At 69.9% G+C, this 16,385-nt stretch carries 13 protein-coding genes and 2 pseudogenes; 5 read left to right on the forward strand and 10 right to left on the reverse strand.

Annotated features, from left to right (window positions below; genetic code table 11):
* From DI276_RS52220 to DI276_RS21275, 4 genes are all read left to right on the forward strand, one after another.
* Window positions 1-349 (forward strand): amino acid ABC transporter ATP-binding protein (locus tag DI276_RS52220; RefSeq protein ID WP_232836804.1); only part of this gene is annotated, 349 nt, incomplete at its 5' end.
* Window positions 350-568: 219 nt separating this feature from the next.
* Window positions 569-928 (forward strand): cupin domain-containing protein, encoded by a 360-nt coding sequence (locus tag DI276_RS21265; protein WP_112266002.1) that lies wholly within the window; start codon window positions 569-571, stop codon window positions 926-928.
* 231 nt (window positions 929-1,159) lie between these two features.
* Window positions 1,160-2,680, forward strand: a complete 1,521-nt coding sequence (locus tag DI276_RS21270; RefSeq protein ID WP_112266004.1) for an ABC transporter substrate-binding protein — start codon at window positions 1,160-1,162, stop codon at window positions 2,678-2,680.
* Entirely contained in the window at window positions 2,677-4,431 is a 1,755-nt protein-coding gene (locus DI276_RS21275; RefSeq protein WP_112266006.1) for an ABC transporter permease subunit, read from the forward strand. The genes DI276_RS21270 and DI276_RS21275 overlap by 4 nt, the downstream gene beginning before the upstream one ends.
* On the opposite strand, the gene aztD is transcribed toward DI276_RS21275, so the two are convergent.
* The 3 genes and pseudogenes from aztD to aztB all read right to left on the reverse strand — a co-directional run.
* Complete coding sequence (gene aztD, locus DI276_RS21280) at window positions 4,412-5,575, reverse strand: zinc metallochaperone AztD (protein ID WP_112266008.1); 1,164 nt, start codon at window positions 5,573-5,575, stop codon at window positions 4,412-4,414. The genes DI276_RS21275 and aztD overlap by 20 nt on opposite strands.
* A gap of 36 nt (window positions 5,576-5,611) precedes the next feature.
* A complete protein-coding gene (gene aztC, locus DI276_RS21285) occupies window positions 5,612-6,520 on the reverse strand; it encodes a zinc ABC transporter substrate-binding protein AztC (RefSeq protein ID WP_112266010.1) in 909 nt (302 codons plus the stop codon).
* Window positions 6,521-7,692: 1,172 nt separating this feature from the next.
* Window positions 7,693-8,511, reverse strand: a pseudogene (gene aztB, locus DI276_RS52225) (zinc ABC transporter permease AztB); the annotation flags it as partial.
* 53 nt (window positions 8,512-8,564) lie between these two features.
* On the opposite strand from aztB, the gene aztA reads away from it, so the two are divergent.
* Window positions 8,565-9,263 carry a zinc ABC transporter ATP-binding protein AztA gene (gene aztA / locus DI276_RS21295; protein WP_112266014.1) on the forward strand — a complete coding sequence of 233 codons (699 nt, stop codon included), beginning with the start codon at window positions 8,565-8,567 and terminating at the stop codon, window positions 9,261-9,263.
* A gap of 13 nt (window positions 9,264-9,276) precedes the next feature.
* Here aztA and aspA read toward each other — a convergent pair whose 3' ends face one another.
* The 7 genes and pseudogenes from aspA to DI276_RS52230 all read right to left on the reverse strand — a co-directional run.
* Complete coding sequence (gene aspA, locus DI276_RS21300; protein ID WP_112266016.1) at window positions 9,277-10,689, reverse strand: aspartate ammonia-lyase; 1,413 nt, start codon at window positions 10,687-10,689, stop codon at window positions 9,277-9,279.
* A gap of 63 nt (window positions 10,690-10,752) precedes the next feature.
* Complete coding sequence (locus DI276_RS21305; RefSeq protein ID WP_112266018.1) at window positions 10,753-12,036, reverse strand: NAD(P)/FAD-dependent oxidoreductase; 1,284 nt, start codon at window positions 12,034-12,036, stop codon at window positions 10,753-10,755.
* Between the two features lie 17 nt (window positions 12,037-12,053).
* A complete protein-coding gene (locus tag DI276_RS21310) occupies window positions 12,054-12,719 on the reverse strand; it encodes a haloacid dehalogenase type II (protein WP_112266020.1) in 666 nt (221 codons plus the stop codon).
* A 16-nt stretch (window positions 12,720-12,735) separates the two neighbouring features.
* Window positions 12,736-13,656, reverse strand: a complete 921-nt coding sequence (locus tag DI276_RS21315) for an aldo/keto reductase (RefSeq protein WP_112266022.1) — start codon at window positions 13,654-13,656, stop codon at window positions 12,736-12,738.
* A complete protein-coding gene (locus tag DI276_RS21320) occupies window positions 13,653-15,101 on the reverse strand; it encodes an aldehyde dehydrogenase family protein (protein WP_112266024.1) in 1,449 nt (482 codons plus the stop codon). The genes DI276_RS21315 and DI276_RS21320 overlap by 4 nt, the downstream gene beginning before the upstream one ends.
* Window positions 15,098-16,147 carry a succinylglutamate desuccinylase/aspartoacylase family protein gene (locus DI276_RS21325; protein WP_198680792.1) on the reverse strand — a complete coding sequence of 350 codons (1,050 nt, stop codon included), beginning with the start codon at window positions 16,145-16,147 and terminating at the stop codon, window positions 15,098-15,100. Before DI276_RS21325 ends, DI276_RS21320 begins: the two co-directional genes overlap by 4 nt.
* Before the next feature lie 17 nt (window positions 16,148-16,164).
* Window positions 16,165-16,385: pseudogene (locus tag DI276_RS52230) on the reverse strand (ectoine/hydroxyectoine ABC transporter ATP-binding protein EhuA); the annotation flags it as partial.

Consider the following 16,385-nt stretch of genomic DNA (forward strand, 5'->3'; position numbering starts at 1 on the left):
TCTCGCCGGCTGCGGCCACAAATACCCCGCCCAACTCTCCGGCGGCCAGCAGCAACGCGTCGCCATCGCCCGCGCCCTCGCCATGGACCCCAGCATCATGCTGTTCGACGAACCCACCAGCGCACTCGACCCCGAACTCGTCGGCGAAGTCCTCGCCGTCATGCGCGACCTCGCCCACCACGGCATGACCATGCTCCTCGTCACCCACGAAATGGCCTTCGCCCGCGACGTCGCCGACGAAGTCCTGTTCATGGACAACGGAATCGCCGTCGAACGCGGCGACGCCCGCGAAGTGCTCGCCAACCCGAAGGAGAAGCGGACCCAGGAGTTCCTGGAAAGGGTGCTGTAGACAGCGGCACGGACACGCGATTCCGGCAGTCTGGCCGGCCTTGCCTCTCGCTCCGGTCAAGGCCATCACCCGCTTGACAGAACGTCCTGTTACCGCGTCCGCACTGGACAAATCACGCGTGGACTCGGTGCCGTGTGCCGGAGACAGTCGGTGGACCGCCCGGTCCCACCTGGTACGTCCGCTCCGGATTGTGTTGTTCCCAAACCAGCAGAGGAAAGCATGTCGCTCCTGAAGTCCATCGACACCAACCCCTCCTTCACCCCCAGCGAATCCGGCCCGCTGCCGGAACGCCTGATCTCCGGCGACCCGACCTACCGGACCTGGCCGCAAGATCAGGACGCCGCCCGCGGGGAAAAGATCAACACGGGTGTCTGGGAAGCCACCCCCGGCGAGACGCGCTCGATCAAGGGCGAGACCTTCGAGTTCTGCCACATCCTTTCCGGCGTCGTCGAGATCACGCCGGACGGTGGTGAGCCGGTGGTCTACCAGGCCGGCGACAGCTTTGTCATGAAGCCGGGCTTCGTCGGTGTCTGGAAGACCATCGAGACCGTGCGCAAGATCTACCTGACCGTGTCGTAACACCGATGTCCGCGGCGCTGCCCTCGTCGAGACCTCTCGCGAGGGCAACCTGCCCAGCAGAGACACCGCCCTGCACGCCGCCCGCAGGGGTGCCCGCGTCGCCCTCGACGAACGCGGAGTCATTGAGATTTCAACCACTACGGCACAGATTGGTTAGCCTTGCCTTATAGGGTGATGAGGCCGTTCACCGCGTGAGCGGTGTGCCCCAATCCCTTGCCCGACAGGACTTCCATGCGCCAGTCCCGCCGTCCTCTCACCGGCCTCTGCGCCCTGCTCACCCTCACCCCGTTGCTGACGGCCTGCTTCGCGGCCAGTGGCACGGACACGAGCGCCGGATCGTCCAGCCGGCTGCGGGTGGCGCTCGCCCGGCCACCGGCGCAGGCGTTGTCGCCGTTGAGCAACGACGCCACCGTGCTGGGCAAGCTGTCGGTGGCCGAGGGGCTCACGGTGCTGGACGCCAACGGTTCCGCGGCGCCCGCGCTGGCGACCTCGTGGGTGCGCAAGGATGCGACCACCTGGACGTTCGAGCTGCGCAAGGCCACCTTCCACGACGGCACGGCGTTCACCGCGGAGTCCGTTGTCGCCTCGCTCGGTCACGCCGCCGCCGCCAAGGTCAAGCCGCGCGTGCTCAGCGACGTGACGCTGACCGCGAAGGCCGAGGACGCCGACACCGTCACGATCAGCACGAGTCCTGCGGACCCGGTACTCCCGATGAGGCTGGCCAGCCACGAGCTGGGCATCTTCGCGACGAAGGCGTACGGCCAGGACGGCACGGTCACCCCGGTCGGGACGGGCACGGGTGCGTTCAAGATCACCAAGCTCACCGGGAAGAGCTCGGTGACGCTGGACCGGTTCGACGGCTACTGGGGTGGTCAAGCGAAGTCCGCGGGCATCGACGTGACCTGGATCGTGGACGGCAGCGCCAGGGCCAACGCGCTGCGGTCCGGTGAGGTCGACATCGCCGAGTGGATCCCCGCCTCCCAGGCGAAGCTGCTGAACGAGGACATGCGGCACGAGGTGTCGTCGGTGCGCACGGACAGCCTGCTGTTGAACACCGGCGACGGCATCTTCGCCGACCCGTCGCTGCGCGCGGCGGCCCGTAGCGCCCTGGACAGCTCGGCTGTCGTCGGCCCGATCTTCGCAGGGCACGCCGATCCCGCGCAGGGACTGTTCGGTCCGGCCGTCACCTGGGCCGCGGGCAAGCGAGTCGCGGTGACCGGGCGGGCGGACGCCGCGTCGGTCGCGGACGTGAAGGCGAAGACGCAGGGCAGGACGGTGCGCCTCGCGGCCATCACCAACCGGGCCGAACTGCCCGAGGTGGCGACGGTCGTGCAGCAGCAGCTGGAGAAGGCCGGGTTCACGGTCCAGCAGGACATCCGCGAAACCGCGCAGCTGGAGCCAGACCTGCTCGCAGGCAAGTACGACGCGTTGGTCTTCTCTCGCGTAACACTGCTCGACACCGGTGACGCGGTCGCGTACCTCGCCAGCGACTTCACCAGCTCCGGCACCTACAACATCGCCCGCCTCGAGGACGCGCGGGTGGACCAGGCCATCGCGGCCGCCGCGCAGGAGAGCGACACCGCGCAGCGGCAGCAGAAGATCATGCTGGCCGAGGCGGAGATCCTGCGCACGGACGCCGCGGTGCCGCTGGTGCACGAGAAGGTCGTGCAGGGCTTCAGCCCGCGCGTCGAGGGCGTGGTGCTCGACCCGCGGGAGCGGACGCTGATCACGACCGGCACGCACCTCAAGTGAGCAAGTCCGCCGTTGGCCGCGTCGTCGCGGGTGCCGGGCTGCTCGCGGCCGTGGCGCTGCTGCCGTGGCTGTCCGGCACCGATCCCGCGCTCGCCGTGCTGCGCGCCCGTTCCGCCGACCAGGGCCCGGCCCCGGAGCAACTCGCCGCCGTGCGGGAGCAACTGGGGCTGGACCAGGGACCGTTGCCGCATCTGGTGCACTGGCTGGACGGGCTGCTGCGCGGCGACGCGGGTGTGTCGTGGGTGTCTGGAGAGCCGGTGCTGCCCGAGGTGGCGGCGGCGTTCGCGGTGTCGCTCACGCTGATGCTCGGTGCCCTCGTGGTCACGATCGCGGTGGCGGCACTGGTCTGCGCCCGCACGCTGCGGCAGGGCGCGGAGCTGCGGCTGCGCGAGGAACGGGCGGGCACGGCGGCCGCGTTCCTGGCCGCGCTGCCCAAGTTCCTGCTCGCCTCGTTGCTCGCCACGGTGTTCGCGGTGTGGCTCGGCTGGTTCCCGTCGAGCGGCTGGGAGGGGCCGGCGTCGATGGTGCTGCCCGCACTCGCTCTCGGCGTGCCGTCCGGAGCGGTGATCGGCGGCCTGCTCGCCCAGTCGCTGCCGGGCGCGTTCGCCGAACCGTGGGTGCGGACCTGGCACGCCTGCGGGTTTCCGCCCGGCTACATCGCGCGGCACGGGTTGCGCGGCGCGGTGGCGGGAGTGCTTCCGCAGCTGCTGCCGACCATCATCGGCCTCGTCGGCGGCGCGGTCGCGGTGGAGAAGATCTTCAACATCCCGGGCCTCGGCCGGCTCGCCCTGGACGCGGCCGTGGCGCGGGACCTCCCGCCGTTGCAGACCGCGACGCTGGTCCTCGTGCTGCTCGGCGTCGTCGCTGGTCTGCTCGTGGGGGCCGCGCGACGTGGTCTGCTCGGGCCGGCTCTGCGCGACGGCGCTCTGCCCGCGCTGAACCCTCCGGCACTGCGGCCGCACCGCTTCACCCGGTGGATCGGCGGGTTGTGCGCGCTGGCGTTGCTGACGCTGGTCGTCGCCGGGCTGTCGCGGGACCCGCTGCACGTGGACACGGCTGCTCGGCTGGCGGCACCATCGATCGAGCACCCGCTGGGCACGGACTCGCTCGGCCGCGATCTGCTGGCCCGGCTGGGGCACGGGGCACTGCGCACGACAGCGTTGGCGCTCGGCGTGACCGCCGTGAGCGTCCTCATCGGACTGCTGCTCGGCATGACCGGCCGGGTGAGCGCGGGCCTCACGGAGGTGGCGTCGACGCTGCCGGCCGTGCTCGCCGGACTGCTGACGACCGCGGTCACCGGGCCGTCGGTGTGGGGTGCGGCGTGCGCGGTGTGCCTCGTCGCCTGGACGCCTTATGCCGTCCAGGCCGCGGCGTTGTTCGAGCAGGAGCGGGCGACCGAACACGTGCGCGTGTCGAAGTCGTTGGGTGCGAGCCCGGTGCACCTGATGCGCCGCAGCCTGCTGCCGGCGGTGCTGCCCTCCGTGCTGCGCAACGCGGTGCTGCGCCTGCCGACCACGGTGCTCGTGCTGGCCTCGCTCGGCTTCCTCGGCCTGGGCGAGCAACCACCTGCCCCGGAGTGGGGTCGCCTGCTCTCGGAGAACCAGCCGTACCTCGAACTGGCACCGTGGACCGTCCTCGGCCCGGCCGGTGCGCTGGTGCTGCTCTCGGTTCTCGCGGTGTCGAGCGCTACCGGACCAGCGTCCCCCGGCCGGAGGACGCTGGTCGCGGTGCTCAGTGGGAGGCGCCGCTGAGCTCGTTCGGCTTCTGGGCCAACGACGCCGTCGCGGTGATCTTGCCCTCGGCGAGGTCGATCCGGTGCAGCTGCTGCTTGTTCGGGTCCGTCACGTAGGCGGTGCCACCCCGGACGAAGATCGCGGGCCTCGCCTGCTGCCACTCCAGGGGTTCCTGCCAGCTGTCGGTGACCGGGATGGTGCGGGTGACCTCGGCCTTGACCGGGTCGATCACGTGGATCTTGCCGTCGGTGCCGAGCACCAGCCCTTCACCCTGCGGACCGCGGGCGAGTGACCGGAAGGTGTAGCTGGCACCGAGGTCGACGAGCTTGAGGGTGCCGGTGGTGGTGTCGATCAGCGAGATCTGCGTGGGGCGTTCGAGCTCGGCGTCGGGGTCCTGCTTGTAGTCGCCGAGCACGACCGGCGAGTGGTCGCTGCCGGCCTGGTTGCCGATGCGGCCGTACTTCGTGGGGCTGTTCACCTTGGTGATCGCGCCGTTGCGGTAGATCAGCACGCCGTTCTGGCAGCCGATGACGACGACCTCGTCCTTGGCGGTCGCCTCACCGTGGACGCCGGGGCAGTCCTCGTTGCGGGTGATCTCCTTGCGGGACTTGTCGAGCACCTGGATTCCGACGCGCTTGTCCTTGTTGCCGAGGGTGGAGACCAGTTCGCCGTTCTTGAGCTCGATCGCGACGCCGTGGTGCGGTTCGGGAGCCTTGTAGGTCTCGACCTTGCGCTCCGCACTGGCCAAAGTGGACGGATCGAGCACGCGAGCCTCGCCGGTGCCGTCGGTGAACAGCACCGTGCGTCCGGCGTGCCGGACGACGTGGCCGGGTTCGGCGCCGGGGAACTCGATGTCGGTCAGCTTGCCGGCAGCGGCGTCGAGCACCCGGAACCCGCCCGACGTCGACACCATCACGTGCTTGTCGTCGCCCGCGGCGTTGAGCCGGTTGAAGCCCGCCAGCTTGACGTCGTTCTTGACCTCGAGCGTCTTGCCGTCCAGCACGAAGATCCCGCCGTCATAGGTGACGGCGACCGGCTCGGTGACCGCACCGCTGCCGGCGGCGGGCTGCTGTGCCTGTCCCGCGCCGCAACCGGCCAGGACGAGCGTCGAGGCCACTGTGGACACCACGGCCGTGGTCCACGTTCGCGACCAGCTTTTCATCTGCTTCTCAACTTTCTCTTCAACCGGTGTGTCGGGTCAGTCACGGGCGAGGCCGCGCACAATGGCCTCGGTGTTGGCGCGGGTCATCTCCAGATAGGTCGCCGCTCCGCCGCCCGCCGCCGTGAGCGACTCCGAGAACAGGGGGATGACGCGGACGTGCACTCCCGCCTGCTCGGCGAGCACGCGGGCGAGGCGGTCGGGTTGCGAGGAGTCGGCGAAGATCGCGCCGACTCCCGCAGCGCGGACGGCTTCCGCGAGCCCCGCCAGATCGGACGCGCTCGGCGAGGCGAGCGTCGTGCCGCTGGGAATCACGGCACCGATCACCTGGAAGCCGAAGCGCTGGGCCAGGTAACCGAAAACGTGGTGGTTGGTGACCAGCTTGCGGCGCTCTGCCGGGATGGCACCGAACCGCTCAGCCGTCCAGCTGTCGAGCCGGTCGATCTCCTCGAGGTAGCGCGCGGTGTTGGCCTTGACCACGCCCGCGTCGATGCCGTCGACGTGCGCGATTACGCGTTCGCTGATCACCTCGACCGCTCTGCGCACGCGCTTCGGATCGGTCCAGAAGTGCGGATCCGGCTGTCCGGCAACGTCTTCGGCGGTGTACCGGATCGGGTCGACCTGATCGCCCACCGACAACGTCGGCACGTCGGCCTGCTCGGCCGCGCGGACGTGCCGGAGCACGCCCTCCTCCAGGCCGAGTCCGTTGTAGACGACGAGCGCGGCGCTTTCCAGCCGGGCCGCCTCCTGCGCCGAGATCGCGAACGAGTGGGGGTCGGCGTTCGGCTTCATCAGCACCGTGACCGGAGCCGCGTCGCCGACGATCGCGCGAGTGATGTCACCGAGGATGTTGGTGGTGACCACGATCCCGTTGCTCTGCCCCAGTGCGCTGCCGCACCCGGTGAGCACCAGCAGGAGGACGCAGGTCGCCGCAAGAATTCGCTTCATCGTCCGGTCTCCACCAGGTGCGCCGGCTCGATCTCCAGCCGGATCGTCCTGGCGACTCGAAGGTTGTCGTTGTAGTCGATCTCGTGCACGGCCCGCGCAGCGGCGTCGTTGACGTACGCACGGTTCGGGTCCACCTCGATCACCGGTGGCACGCTGCCCTCGGCGACGGGCGCGGAAAGCACCTGGCGTTGCGCGATCTGCTTGCCGGACTTGATGTCGTAGCCGTGCAGCACACCGTCCGCGGTCAGCGTCAGCAGCGGCGCCGCCTCACCGACCGCGTTCACGGCGAGCACCGGCCCGGTCTCGAGCAGCGTCCACTTCTTCGCCCGCACGTCCAGCGACCAGACACCGGCGTTCCCGGCTTTGGCGGCGAGCACCGTGCTGCCGGGCCGGTGGCGGAAGTCGACCGCGCGCTCGGCCTCGGGCACGGCACTGGGGTACGGGATCTTCTCGCCGGTGAAGGAACCGTCCTTGCCGGTCACGACGAGGGCTCCGTCGGCGCAACCGAAGACGACGCCCCGCCGGGTCACCGCCTGGCCGCGCGGACGCTGGCACGGCTGCTCGATCGTCGCGATGTCCTTGCCGTCCCTGGCTTTGACCGCCACTCGATCGGATCCCGCGACCAGCAGGTGTTCGGCGTACGGCACCGCGAGCCCACCCTTGAGCTCGCCGCGTGCGGTCACCGTGCCGCCGTCGAGGCCCTGCCGGTCCAGCAGAGTCGTGTCACCGCGGTCGAACGCCACGGCCGCGACGGTGGGATCGCTGTCCGCGTTCACCACCCGGTCCCCCGCGACGGAACCGACCTCCCTGGCCTGGGCGCGGTAGTAGTGCACGTGGTCGCCGTGATCGACCATCCAGGCACCGCTGTCGACGATCCGCACCGAGCCGTTGCCGGTCAGGTAGGCGAACCGGCCGTCACCGGTGATCGCCTGGACGCCGTCCACCCGGCCGGCGTCGGTGACCTGCTCGGTGATCAGGTCGACGACCCGCACCGCACCGGTGCGCGCATCGGCCACGACCAGGCGGGGTTGAGCCTCCGCGGTCTCCTCCGCGCCCTCGACGTAGCCGTGCGGTACCTCCTCCGACGCGGGCTTCGTGCCGCAACCGGCCAGCGGCAGCACCAGGAGCGCCGCGGCGACCAGCACCGCGTGCTGCCCGCCCGCGCCGGAGATCCGCACCCGGTCACGAACCTGAGCGGCCAGTGCCGCCAGGAAGAACAGGGCGACGGCGACGAGCGCGATCGTCGCCCCCGCAGCCGTGCCCGCGTGCCACGAGACGAGCAGGCCGACGACGGTGGCCACCACACCGAGCACCGCCGCGCCGAGCATGATCGTCGGAATGCGGCTCGCCCAGTACGTCGCGGCGGCCGGTGGCGCGATGAGCAGACCGAACACCAGCAACGTGCCGACCACCTGGAACGACGCCACGATCGCCAGCGTCACCAGGCCGAGCAGCACCGCGTGCGCCAGTCGCGGGCGCAGGCCCAGCGTCTGCGCCTTGCGCGGGTCGAACGTCAGCGCCACGAACCCGCGATGTCCCCACAGCGCCACCGGTGCGGCCACGGCCAGCGCCAGGGCGAGGTGACCGAGCTCCTGTGCGCGCACCGCGAGCACGTCGCCGAACAGGAACGCGGTCAGGTCCACCGCGAACGACTCGGAGTGCGACACGAGGATCACGCCCAGCGCGAGCATGCCCACGAACAGCAACCCGATGCTCGTGTCCTGAGAGAACCGCCGGGTGCGTCCCAGTGCCGTCACGCCGAACGCCATCGCGCCCGCGCTCGCCGCGGCACCGACGAACAGGTTGCCGCCCAACAAGGACGCGATCGCGACGCCGGGCAGCATCCCGTGTGACATCGCGTCACCGAGGAAAGCCATGCCTCGCAACACGACCCACGTCCCGGCGAGCGCGCACAGGCACGAGACGAGGACACCGGCCCACAAAGCCCGCTGTACGAACGAAACCTCGAACGGGGCGAGAAACCATTCCACGCCGAGTACCGTATATTGACAATGACAACCATTACAGCCACGAGGAGGGTGTCGTGACGCACATCTCGGACCAGTCCGCCGTACGACTGCGCGGACTGTCGGCCGGCTACGCCCGGCACACCGTGCTGCACGACGTGACCGCGGACTTCCCACGCGCCAAGGTGACCGCGGTCGTGGGCCCCAACGGTTCCGGCAAGTCCACCCTGCTCGGCGTCCTCGCCGGCGTCCTCGCTCCGGCCGAGGGCGCCGTGGAGATCAGCACCCGACGCCCGGCCTTCGTGGTGCAGCACAGCGCGGTTCCGGCAGGACTGCCGATCACCGTGCGGGAAACGGTCGCCATGGGCAGGTGGGCGCACTGCGGTCCGCGGCGTCGGTTGTCCAAAAAGGACAAGGAGCTGGTCGATGCCGCGCTCGAACGGACGGGCATCACCGATCTCGCCGCACGCCGGCTCAGCTCGCTGTCCGGAGGCCAACGCCAACGCGCCCTGCTGGCGCAGGCGTTCGCGCAGGAGTCCGACCTCTTGCTGCTCGACGAACCCGACGCCGGTCTCGACGCGCAGTCACGGCTCGACATCTCCGCCGCGATCTCCCACGCACAGACCAATGGCGTGACGGTCATCCACGTGACGCACGACCTCGACGAGGCCTCGCGGGCGGACAACTGCCTGCTGCTCCAGAACGGCCGGCTGACCGCCGAAGGCGACCCGCACACCGTTCTCGATCGCCTTCGAGCGGAGCAGCTGCCGGCCTGAGACCGGCACGATGTCAGGTGGTGGCCGGGCCGTGGCCCGCCACCACCTCGGGCCGCAACAGGTCGGCCAGCCTCTGCGCCGGCAGCAAACCCTTCTCCAGCACGAGTTCCGCCACTCCCCTGCCGGTGGCGAGCGCCTCCCTCGCGATGTCGGTGGCGGCGGCGTACCCGATGTACGGGTTGAGTGCGGTGACCAGGCCGATGGAATTTTCGACGGCCGCCCGCAGCACCTCGGTGTTGGCGGTGATGCCGTCCACGCAACGCTCGGCCAACGTGAGACAGGCCGCGCGCAGGTGCGTGATCGACTCCGACAGCGAGTGCAGGATGATCGGCTCGAAGGCGTTGAGCTGGAGCTGGCCGGCCTCGGCCGCCATGGTGACGGTGACGTCGTTGCCGATCACCTCGAACGCGACCTGGTTGACGACCTCGGGGATCACCGGGTTGACCTTGCCCGGCATGATCGACGAACCGGCCTGCACCGGCGGCAGGTTGATCTCGCCGAACCCGGCGCGCGGGCCTGACGACAGCAGGCGCAGGTCGTTGCACGTCTTCGACAGCTTGACGGCGATCCGCTTCAACACACCGGACATCTGCACGAACGCGCCGCAGTCCTGGGTCGCCTCGACCAGGTTCGCGGCGGTCACCAGCTCCAGCCCGGTGATCGCGGCGAGGTGCCGGCGGGCCGCCTCCGCGTAGCCCGGCGCCGCGTTGAGGCCGGTGCCGATCGCGGTGGCCCCGAGGTTGATCTCGTGGATCAACAGGACCGCCTCGGCGAGCCTGGCGCGGTCCTCGTCCAGCATGACGGCGTAGGTGGAGAACTCCTGCCCCAACGTCATCGGCACGGCGTCCTGCAGCTGGGTGCGGCCCATCTTCAGCACGTCGCGGAACTCGACCGCCTTGCGGGCGAACGCTTCCTGGAGCACGGCCATCGCGTCGAGCAGTCCGCGCACGGCGAAGATCGTCGCGATCCGCACGGCCGTAGGGTAGACGTCGTTCGTGGACTGACCGAGGTTGACGTCCTCGTTGGGGTGCAACAAGGAGTACTCGCCCTTCGAGTGGCCGAGCAGCTCCAGGGCGCGGTTCGCCACGACCTCGTTGGCGTTCATGTTGGTCGAGGTGCCGGCGCCGCCCTGGATGACGTCCACGACGAACTGGTCGAGCAGCTTGCCCGCCCGGATCTCCCGGCACGCCTCGGCGATCGCGTCGGCCTTCGCCGAGTCCAGCAGGCCGAGTTCCTCGTTGGCGAGCGCGGCGGCTTCCTTGACCGCGGCGAGGGCCTCGACCAGGTGCGGGTAGGCGGAGATCGACGTGCCGGTGATCGGGAAGTTCTCGGTGGCGCGCAACGTGTGCACGCCCCAGTAGGCGTCGGCCGGCACGTCGCGGTCACCGAGCAGGTCGTGCTCTCTTCGGGAGTCTGCGGCAGTCATGACAGTCCTTCGGAAGGGAGGGCCTTCCGCGACGCGAGGGCCGTCGCGGAAGGCCGAGCGGTGTCAGCTCCAGCGGTCCTTCGCCTTGTAGTAGGCACCGCCGAACGGCAGGAACCACGCGGTGCCGTTGTAGAACGGCACGGGCACCTTCGGGAAACCCAGGCCGCGCAACGGGTTGGCCTCCGGTTTGCCGTCCATCATCTCGGCGACCGCACGACCCATGTAGGTGGCCATCTGGACGCCGTGGCCGCAGTAGCCCATGGAGTAGTACAGGCCGTCGTTCTCCCCCGCGTGTGGGATGCGGTCCCAGGAGAAGCCGACCATGCCTCCCCACACGTAGTCGATCCGCACCCCGCCCAGCTGCGGGAAGATCTCCGTCATCTCCCGCTTGAGGATGTCGCCGCTCTTGATGTCGGAAGCCGGGTTGGACGGGGCGAAGCGGGCCCTGCCGCCGAAGGCGAGGCGGTTGTCCGGGGTGAGGCGGACGTAGTGGCCGACGTTCTTGTGGGCGACCAGCAGCCGGCCGTTCGGGATGAGCTCCTTGGCGCGCGCCTCACCCAGCGGCTCGGTGACGATGATGAAGCTGCCGACGTTGATCAGCCGCTTGCGGAACCACGGCATCGACTTGTCGGTGTAGGCGTCCGTCGCCGCCATGACCTGCTTGGCGCGGATGGTGCCGTTCATCGTCTCCACCACGAAGCCTCCGCCGGGCAGCCGGGTGAGGCCGGTGGCGGCGTTGCGCTCGTGGATCGCGGCGCCGGCCCGCTCGGCGGCGTCCGCCAGGCCGCCGACGAACTTGCCCACGTGCAGGCCCGCGCTGAGCGGGTCGAGCAGAGCGCCGTGGTAGTAGTCCGAACCGATCTCGGCCCGCAGGTCGCTCTTGCTCAGCACGACCGTCTCGTGACCGAAGTTCTCGGCAAGTTCACGCTGCTTGGCCTGCAGGTGCTCGAAGTGCTTGGGCTTGCAGGCCAGGCCGAGGCGCCCGGCCCGGTTGAAGTCGCAGTCGATCTGCTCCTTGACCGTCAACTCCTCCACGAGGTCCACCGCGTCGCGGAAGGCGTTGTACAGCTCAAGTGCACGCTCCTGGCCGTACCGCTTGCGGGCCTCGCCGGGCGGGATCGTGATGCCCTGCGTGCACATGCTGCCGTTGCGGCCCGATGCACCGGAACCGATCTGGTCCTTCTCGACCAGCACCACCGACGCGCCCTTGCGCGCCGCGTGGTAGGCGGTCGACAGGCCGGTGAGGCCGCCGCCGATGACCACCACGTCCGCGCTCTCGGGAAGTGGCTTGCCCGAGCGGTCGGGTCGTTGCGGGGCGGTGTCGAGCCAGTAGGGGATCTGTTTCATGGCGGCGGTTCCTCGTCTCAGCAGCCGAGCAGGGCGGGCAGACCGGACAGGTCGGGCAGCTCGTCGTAGGGCTGGTAGTCGCTGCTGCCACGACGGCCGTAGCGGTTGATCCACACGCGGCGCTGCAGGCCGAGGTCCCTGGTCGGGATGTGGTCGTACTCCCAGCCCTGCGCGACGTGGATGACCTGGCTCGGGTCGACGTCCATGGTCTGGAAGGCGTACTCGAACGTCTGCCGGTCCGGCTTGTACGCCTTGGCCTGCTGCGCGGTGATCACGTAGTCGAACTCGACGCCGATGTTCTCGACGTTGCGCGCGATGAGGTTGTCGTCGGTGTTGGAGATGATCGCGATCTCGTACTTCTTCTTCAGCGCCCGCAACGCGTCGGGCACCTCTGGCCAGGGCCCGAAGGTCGGGACGGCCTCGACGAGGGCGTCGCCGTCGGACTCGCGGTACTCCAGGCCGTGCAGCCGCATGGCGTTGCGCAGGCTGGAGTGCAGGATCTCGTGGTAGGGCCGGTAGGCCTCCAGGACGGCCTGGAAGCGCATGACCCGGAAGTCGTCCAGGAACTCGTCGACGTCCAGCCCGTCCAGGTCCAGCCGGTCGGCCAGCACCTTCAGGGTGGTCGGCGCCAGCTCGAAGTTGATCAGGGTCGCGTAGGCGTCGAAGGTGACGATCTGACGCATGATTCCAATCCTTTTCTCAGACCACCCGGTCGCCGGGGGTCACGATCTCGTCGAGTGCGGCCAGGTCGGCCTCGGTGGGGATCCAGCCGGCCGCCGCCGCGTTGGCGGTGACCTGCTGCGGGGTCATGGCGCCGCTGATGACGGAGCCGACGGCGGGCAGCGCGGCCAGCCCGCCCACGGCGACCTCGAGGAGGGTGAGTCCTCGCTCGGCGCCGTACGCCGTGAGTGCCTCGACCCGGTCGAGGGCCGCGTCGGTGAGCCAGCCCTGCCGCCACGACAGGCGGCTGCCGGGTGGCGGTTCCGCTCCCCTGCGGTACTTGCCGCTGAGCAGTCCGTTGGCCAGCGGGTAGTACGGCAGGACGCCGATGCCCAGGCTCAGGCACGTGGGCGTGAGCTCGGTTTCGACGCCGCGGTCCAGCAGGTGGTACCGCTCCTGCGTGCTGACGAACCCGGCCAGGAGCTGGTCGGCGGGCAGGTTGGAGCAGCCGATGTGCCGCACCTTCCCCTCGCCGACCAGTTCCTCGAGCGCCGCAACGGTTTCCTCGATCGGAGTCACGCCGTCGGGCTGGTGGTACTGGTACAGGTCGATCCAGTCGGTGCCGAGGCGGGACAGCGACGCCTCGACCGCGTGCCTGACGTACCGGCGAGAACCGCGGGGCCCGTAGTCGCCGTAGTCCATCTCCATGCCGAACTTGGTCGCGAGCACGACCTCGTCGCGGCGGCCTTTCAGCGCGGCACCGAGAAGTCGTTCGCTGGAACCGCGCCCGCTCTCGCCGCCGTACATGTCCGCGGTGTCGAACAACGTGATGCCCGCGTCCAGTGCGGCGTGGACGACCGCCGCGGTCCCCTCCGCGTCGAGGCGGGAGCCGAAGTTGTTGCAGCCCACCCCCACCACGGAGACGACGGGACCGCGTTCGCCCAGCGCGCGGTATCTCATGTGCGGTTCCCGAAGCCGATGCAGACGTTCTTGGTCTGCGTGTAGCTGTCCAGCCCCTCCAGGCCCTTCTCGCGGCCCCAGCCGCTGTGCTTGTAGCCGCCGAAGGGCAGCTCCACGCCGGTGCCGACGCCGGTGGCGTTGACGTTGACCTGGCCGGCGCGGATGCCGTGGGCCATCCGCAGGGCCTTGTCGATGTCCCGCGTCCACACGTACGACGAGAGGCCGAACGGGCTGTCGTTGGCGATCTCCAGCGCGTCCTCGACGTCGTCGAACTCGATGACGGTCACGACGGGCCCGAAGATCTCCTCACGGGCGACCCGGTTCTGGTTCGTCAGTCCGGAAAGGACGGTCGGCGCGACGTAGTAGCCGCGGCGCAGCGTAAGGTCCGCTGGCTCGCCGCCGCCGGCGCGGACGGTCGCACCCTCCTCGCGGGCCAGTTCCAGGTACCCCAGCACCTTGTCGCGCTGGCGTGCCGAGACGAGCGGCCCGACGTCGGGGTCGGTGAGACCGGGGCCCACGCGCAGCGCGTTCGCGTGGGCCGCCAGCCGGTCCAGGAACTCCTCGGCACCGCGCTGCAACAGCAGCCGGGTTCCGGCCGAGCAGGTCTGGCCCGCGTTTCCGAACGCCGAGGCCGCGATGGCACCCAGCGCCAGGTCGAAGTCGGCGTCGGCGAACACGACGACCGGTGACTTGCCGCCCAGCTCGACGACCGACGGCACCACGTTCTCGGCTGCGGCCTGGGCGACCTTGATCCCGGTGGCGACCGACCCGGTGAACGTCACCTGGTCGATGCCAGGGTGCCCGGCCAGCGCCGCACCGGCCTCGCCGTCGCCGGGCACGACGTTCAGCACGCCCGGCGGCAGGCCGCACTCCAGCGCGATCCGGGCGATCTCCAGCGGCGTCAGCGGTGCTTCCGGTGACGGCTTGAGCACCACCGTGCACCCGGCCGCCAGCGCGGGCGCACTGCCCCGCGCGGTGTTCTGCAACGGGTAGTTGAACGGGATGATCTGCCCGGACACACCGATCGGCTCGCGCACGGTGTAGTCGATCAGGCCGGGTCCCAGCGGGATCGTGGAACCGCCGAGCTTGTCCGCGAAGCCCGCGTAGAACTCGAAGTACCGCGCGGCCGCTTCGACGTCCGCCCTGGCCTGCTTCAGCGGTTTGCCCACGTCGAGACTTTCCAGGCGGGCCAACCGTTCGACGTCCGCCCGGATCGCCTCGGCGATCCGGTACAACAGCCGGCCGCGGTCCGCGGCGCGCATCCCCGCCCACTCCGGAGCGGTGAACGCGGCACGGGCGGCGACGACGGCGGCGTCGACGTCCGCCTTGCCCGCCAACGAAACCTCGGCGATCGGGTCGCCCAGCGCCGGGTCCACGACGGTGAAGGTACGACCGTCGGCAGCGGGTACCCGCTTGCCGTCGATCAGCAGCTCGGTGACAGTCATGGCTTGATCTCACCTTCCACCGCGCCGAAGATCACGACCTCGTCACCGGAGCGCACGGTGCGGATGCGGCGCACCCACAGCACGATGCCGTCCCAGTCGGCACGGACCTCTTCGAGCGTGTTGCCGTAGTGGTCCACGATCTGACCGATGAGGTCGCCTTCCTTGCAGTTCTCGCCCGGCTCGGCGTAGCTGACGAAGAAGCCGCCGTTGCTGGAGCGGGCGAACGTGCCCGTGACGGCCGTGTAGGTGTCACGCAGCTCCACCTCGCCGTCGATCATCTTGAGGCTGCGCAGGATGTTGCGGATCGAATACATGTGCCGCTCGACGTTGGCCTCGCGGTAGGTGGCGCCACCGCACTCGATGGTGATGGCGGGCTTGCCGGCCGCGAGCACGGGGTGGCGGACCGTGCCGCCCCACTTGCCGCCCTTCCAGACGAGCTCGTGCCCGGCGGCGAGAGCGATGTCCGTTGCCAGGTCCTCGTAGCCGCCCTGGAGGATCACCAGCGGGGCGATCTCGCCGTAGGCGCCACCGGTGTGCAGGTCGACCACGGCGTCGACGACGGGGACGACCTCCTTGACGAAGGTCGCGGCCAGACGCTGCGAGTAGGAGCCTTCCGGGTCGCCCGGGAAGATGCGGTTGAGGTTCAGGTGGTCGATGCCGCTCGCGCGGGCGGCCGCCTCGAACGCCGGGGTGTTCATGCACGGGATGCCTACGACGGTGCCGCGCAGGGTGGCCGGGTCGATCTCGGCCAGCGCCCGACGGATGGCCTCCTGGCCGTCGTACTCGTCGCCGTGCACGCCCGCGTCCACGCACAGCACCGGGCCGTCCTGGGCACCGTTGACGACGATCAGCGGAATGCCGAGCTCCACGCCGTAACTGCTGGTGCCGACCGGGATCAGGCCCTGCGCGCGCTCACCCCTAGAGACGGTCAGCGGACCGATGGAATACATGGGATCCTTTCCAAAACGTGAATCGATGCGGGCGAGGAAGCCCGCGGTGATCGCGGCGATGCGCTTCAGGACGGCGTCTTGTTCTCGCTGATCCACCCCGTTCCGCGGCGCTTCTACAGCACCCTTTCGAGAAACTCCTGGGTCCGCTTCTCCTTCGGGTTGGCGAGCACCTCGCGGGCGTCGCCGCGTTCGACGGCGATTCCGTTGTCCATGAACAGGACTTCGTCGGCGACGTCGCGGGCGAAGCCCATCTCGTGGGTGACGACGAGCATGGTCATGCCGTGGTGGGCGAGGTCGCGCATCACGCCGAGGACTTCGCCGACGAGTTCGGGGT

The organism is Lentzea terrae (assembly GCF_003265345.1).
Lineage (GTDB): Bacteria > Actinomycetota > Actinomycetes > Mycobacteriales > Pseudonocardiaceae > Lentzea > Lentzea terrae.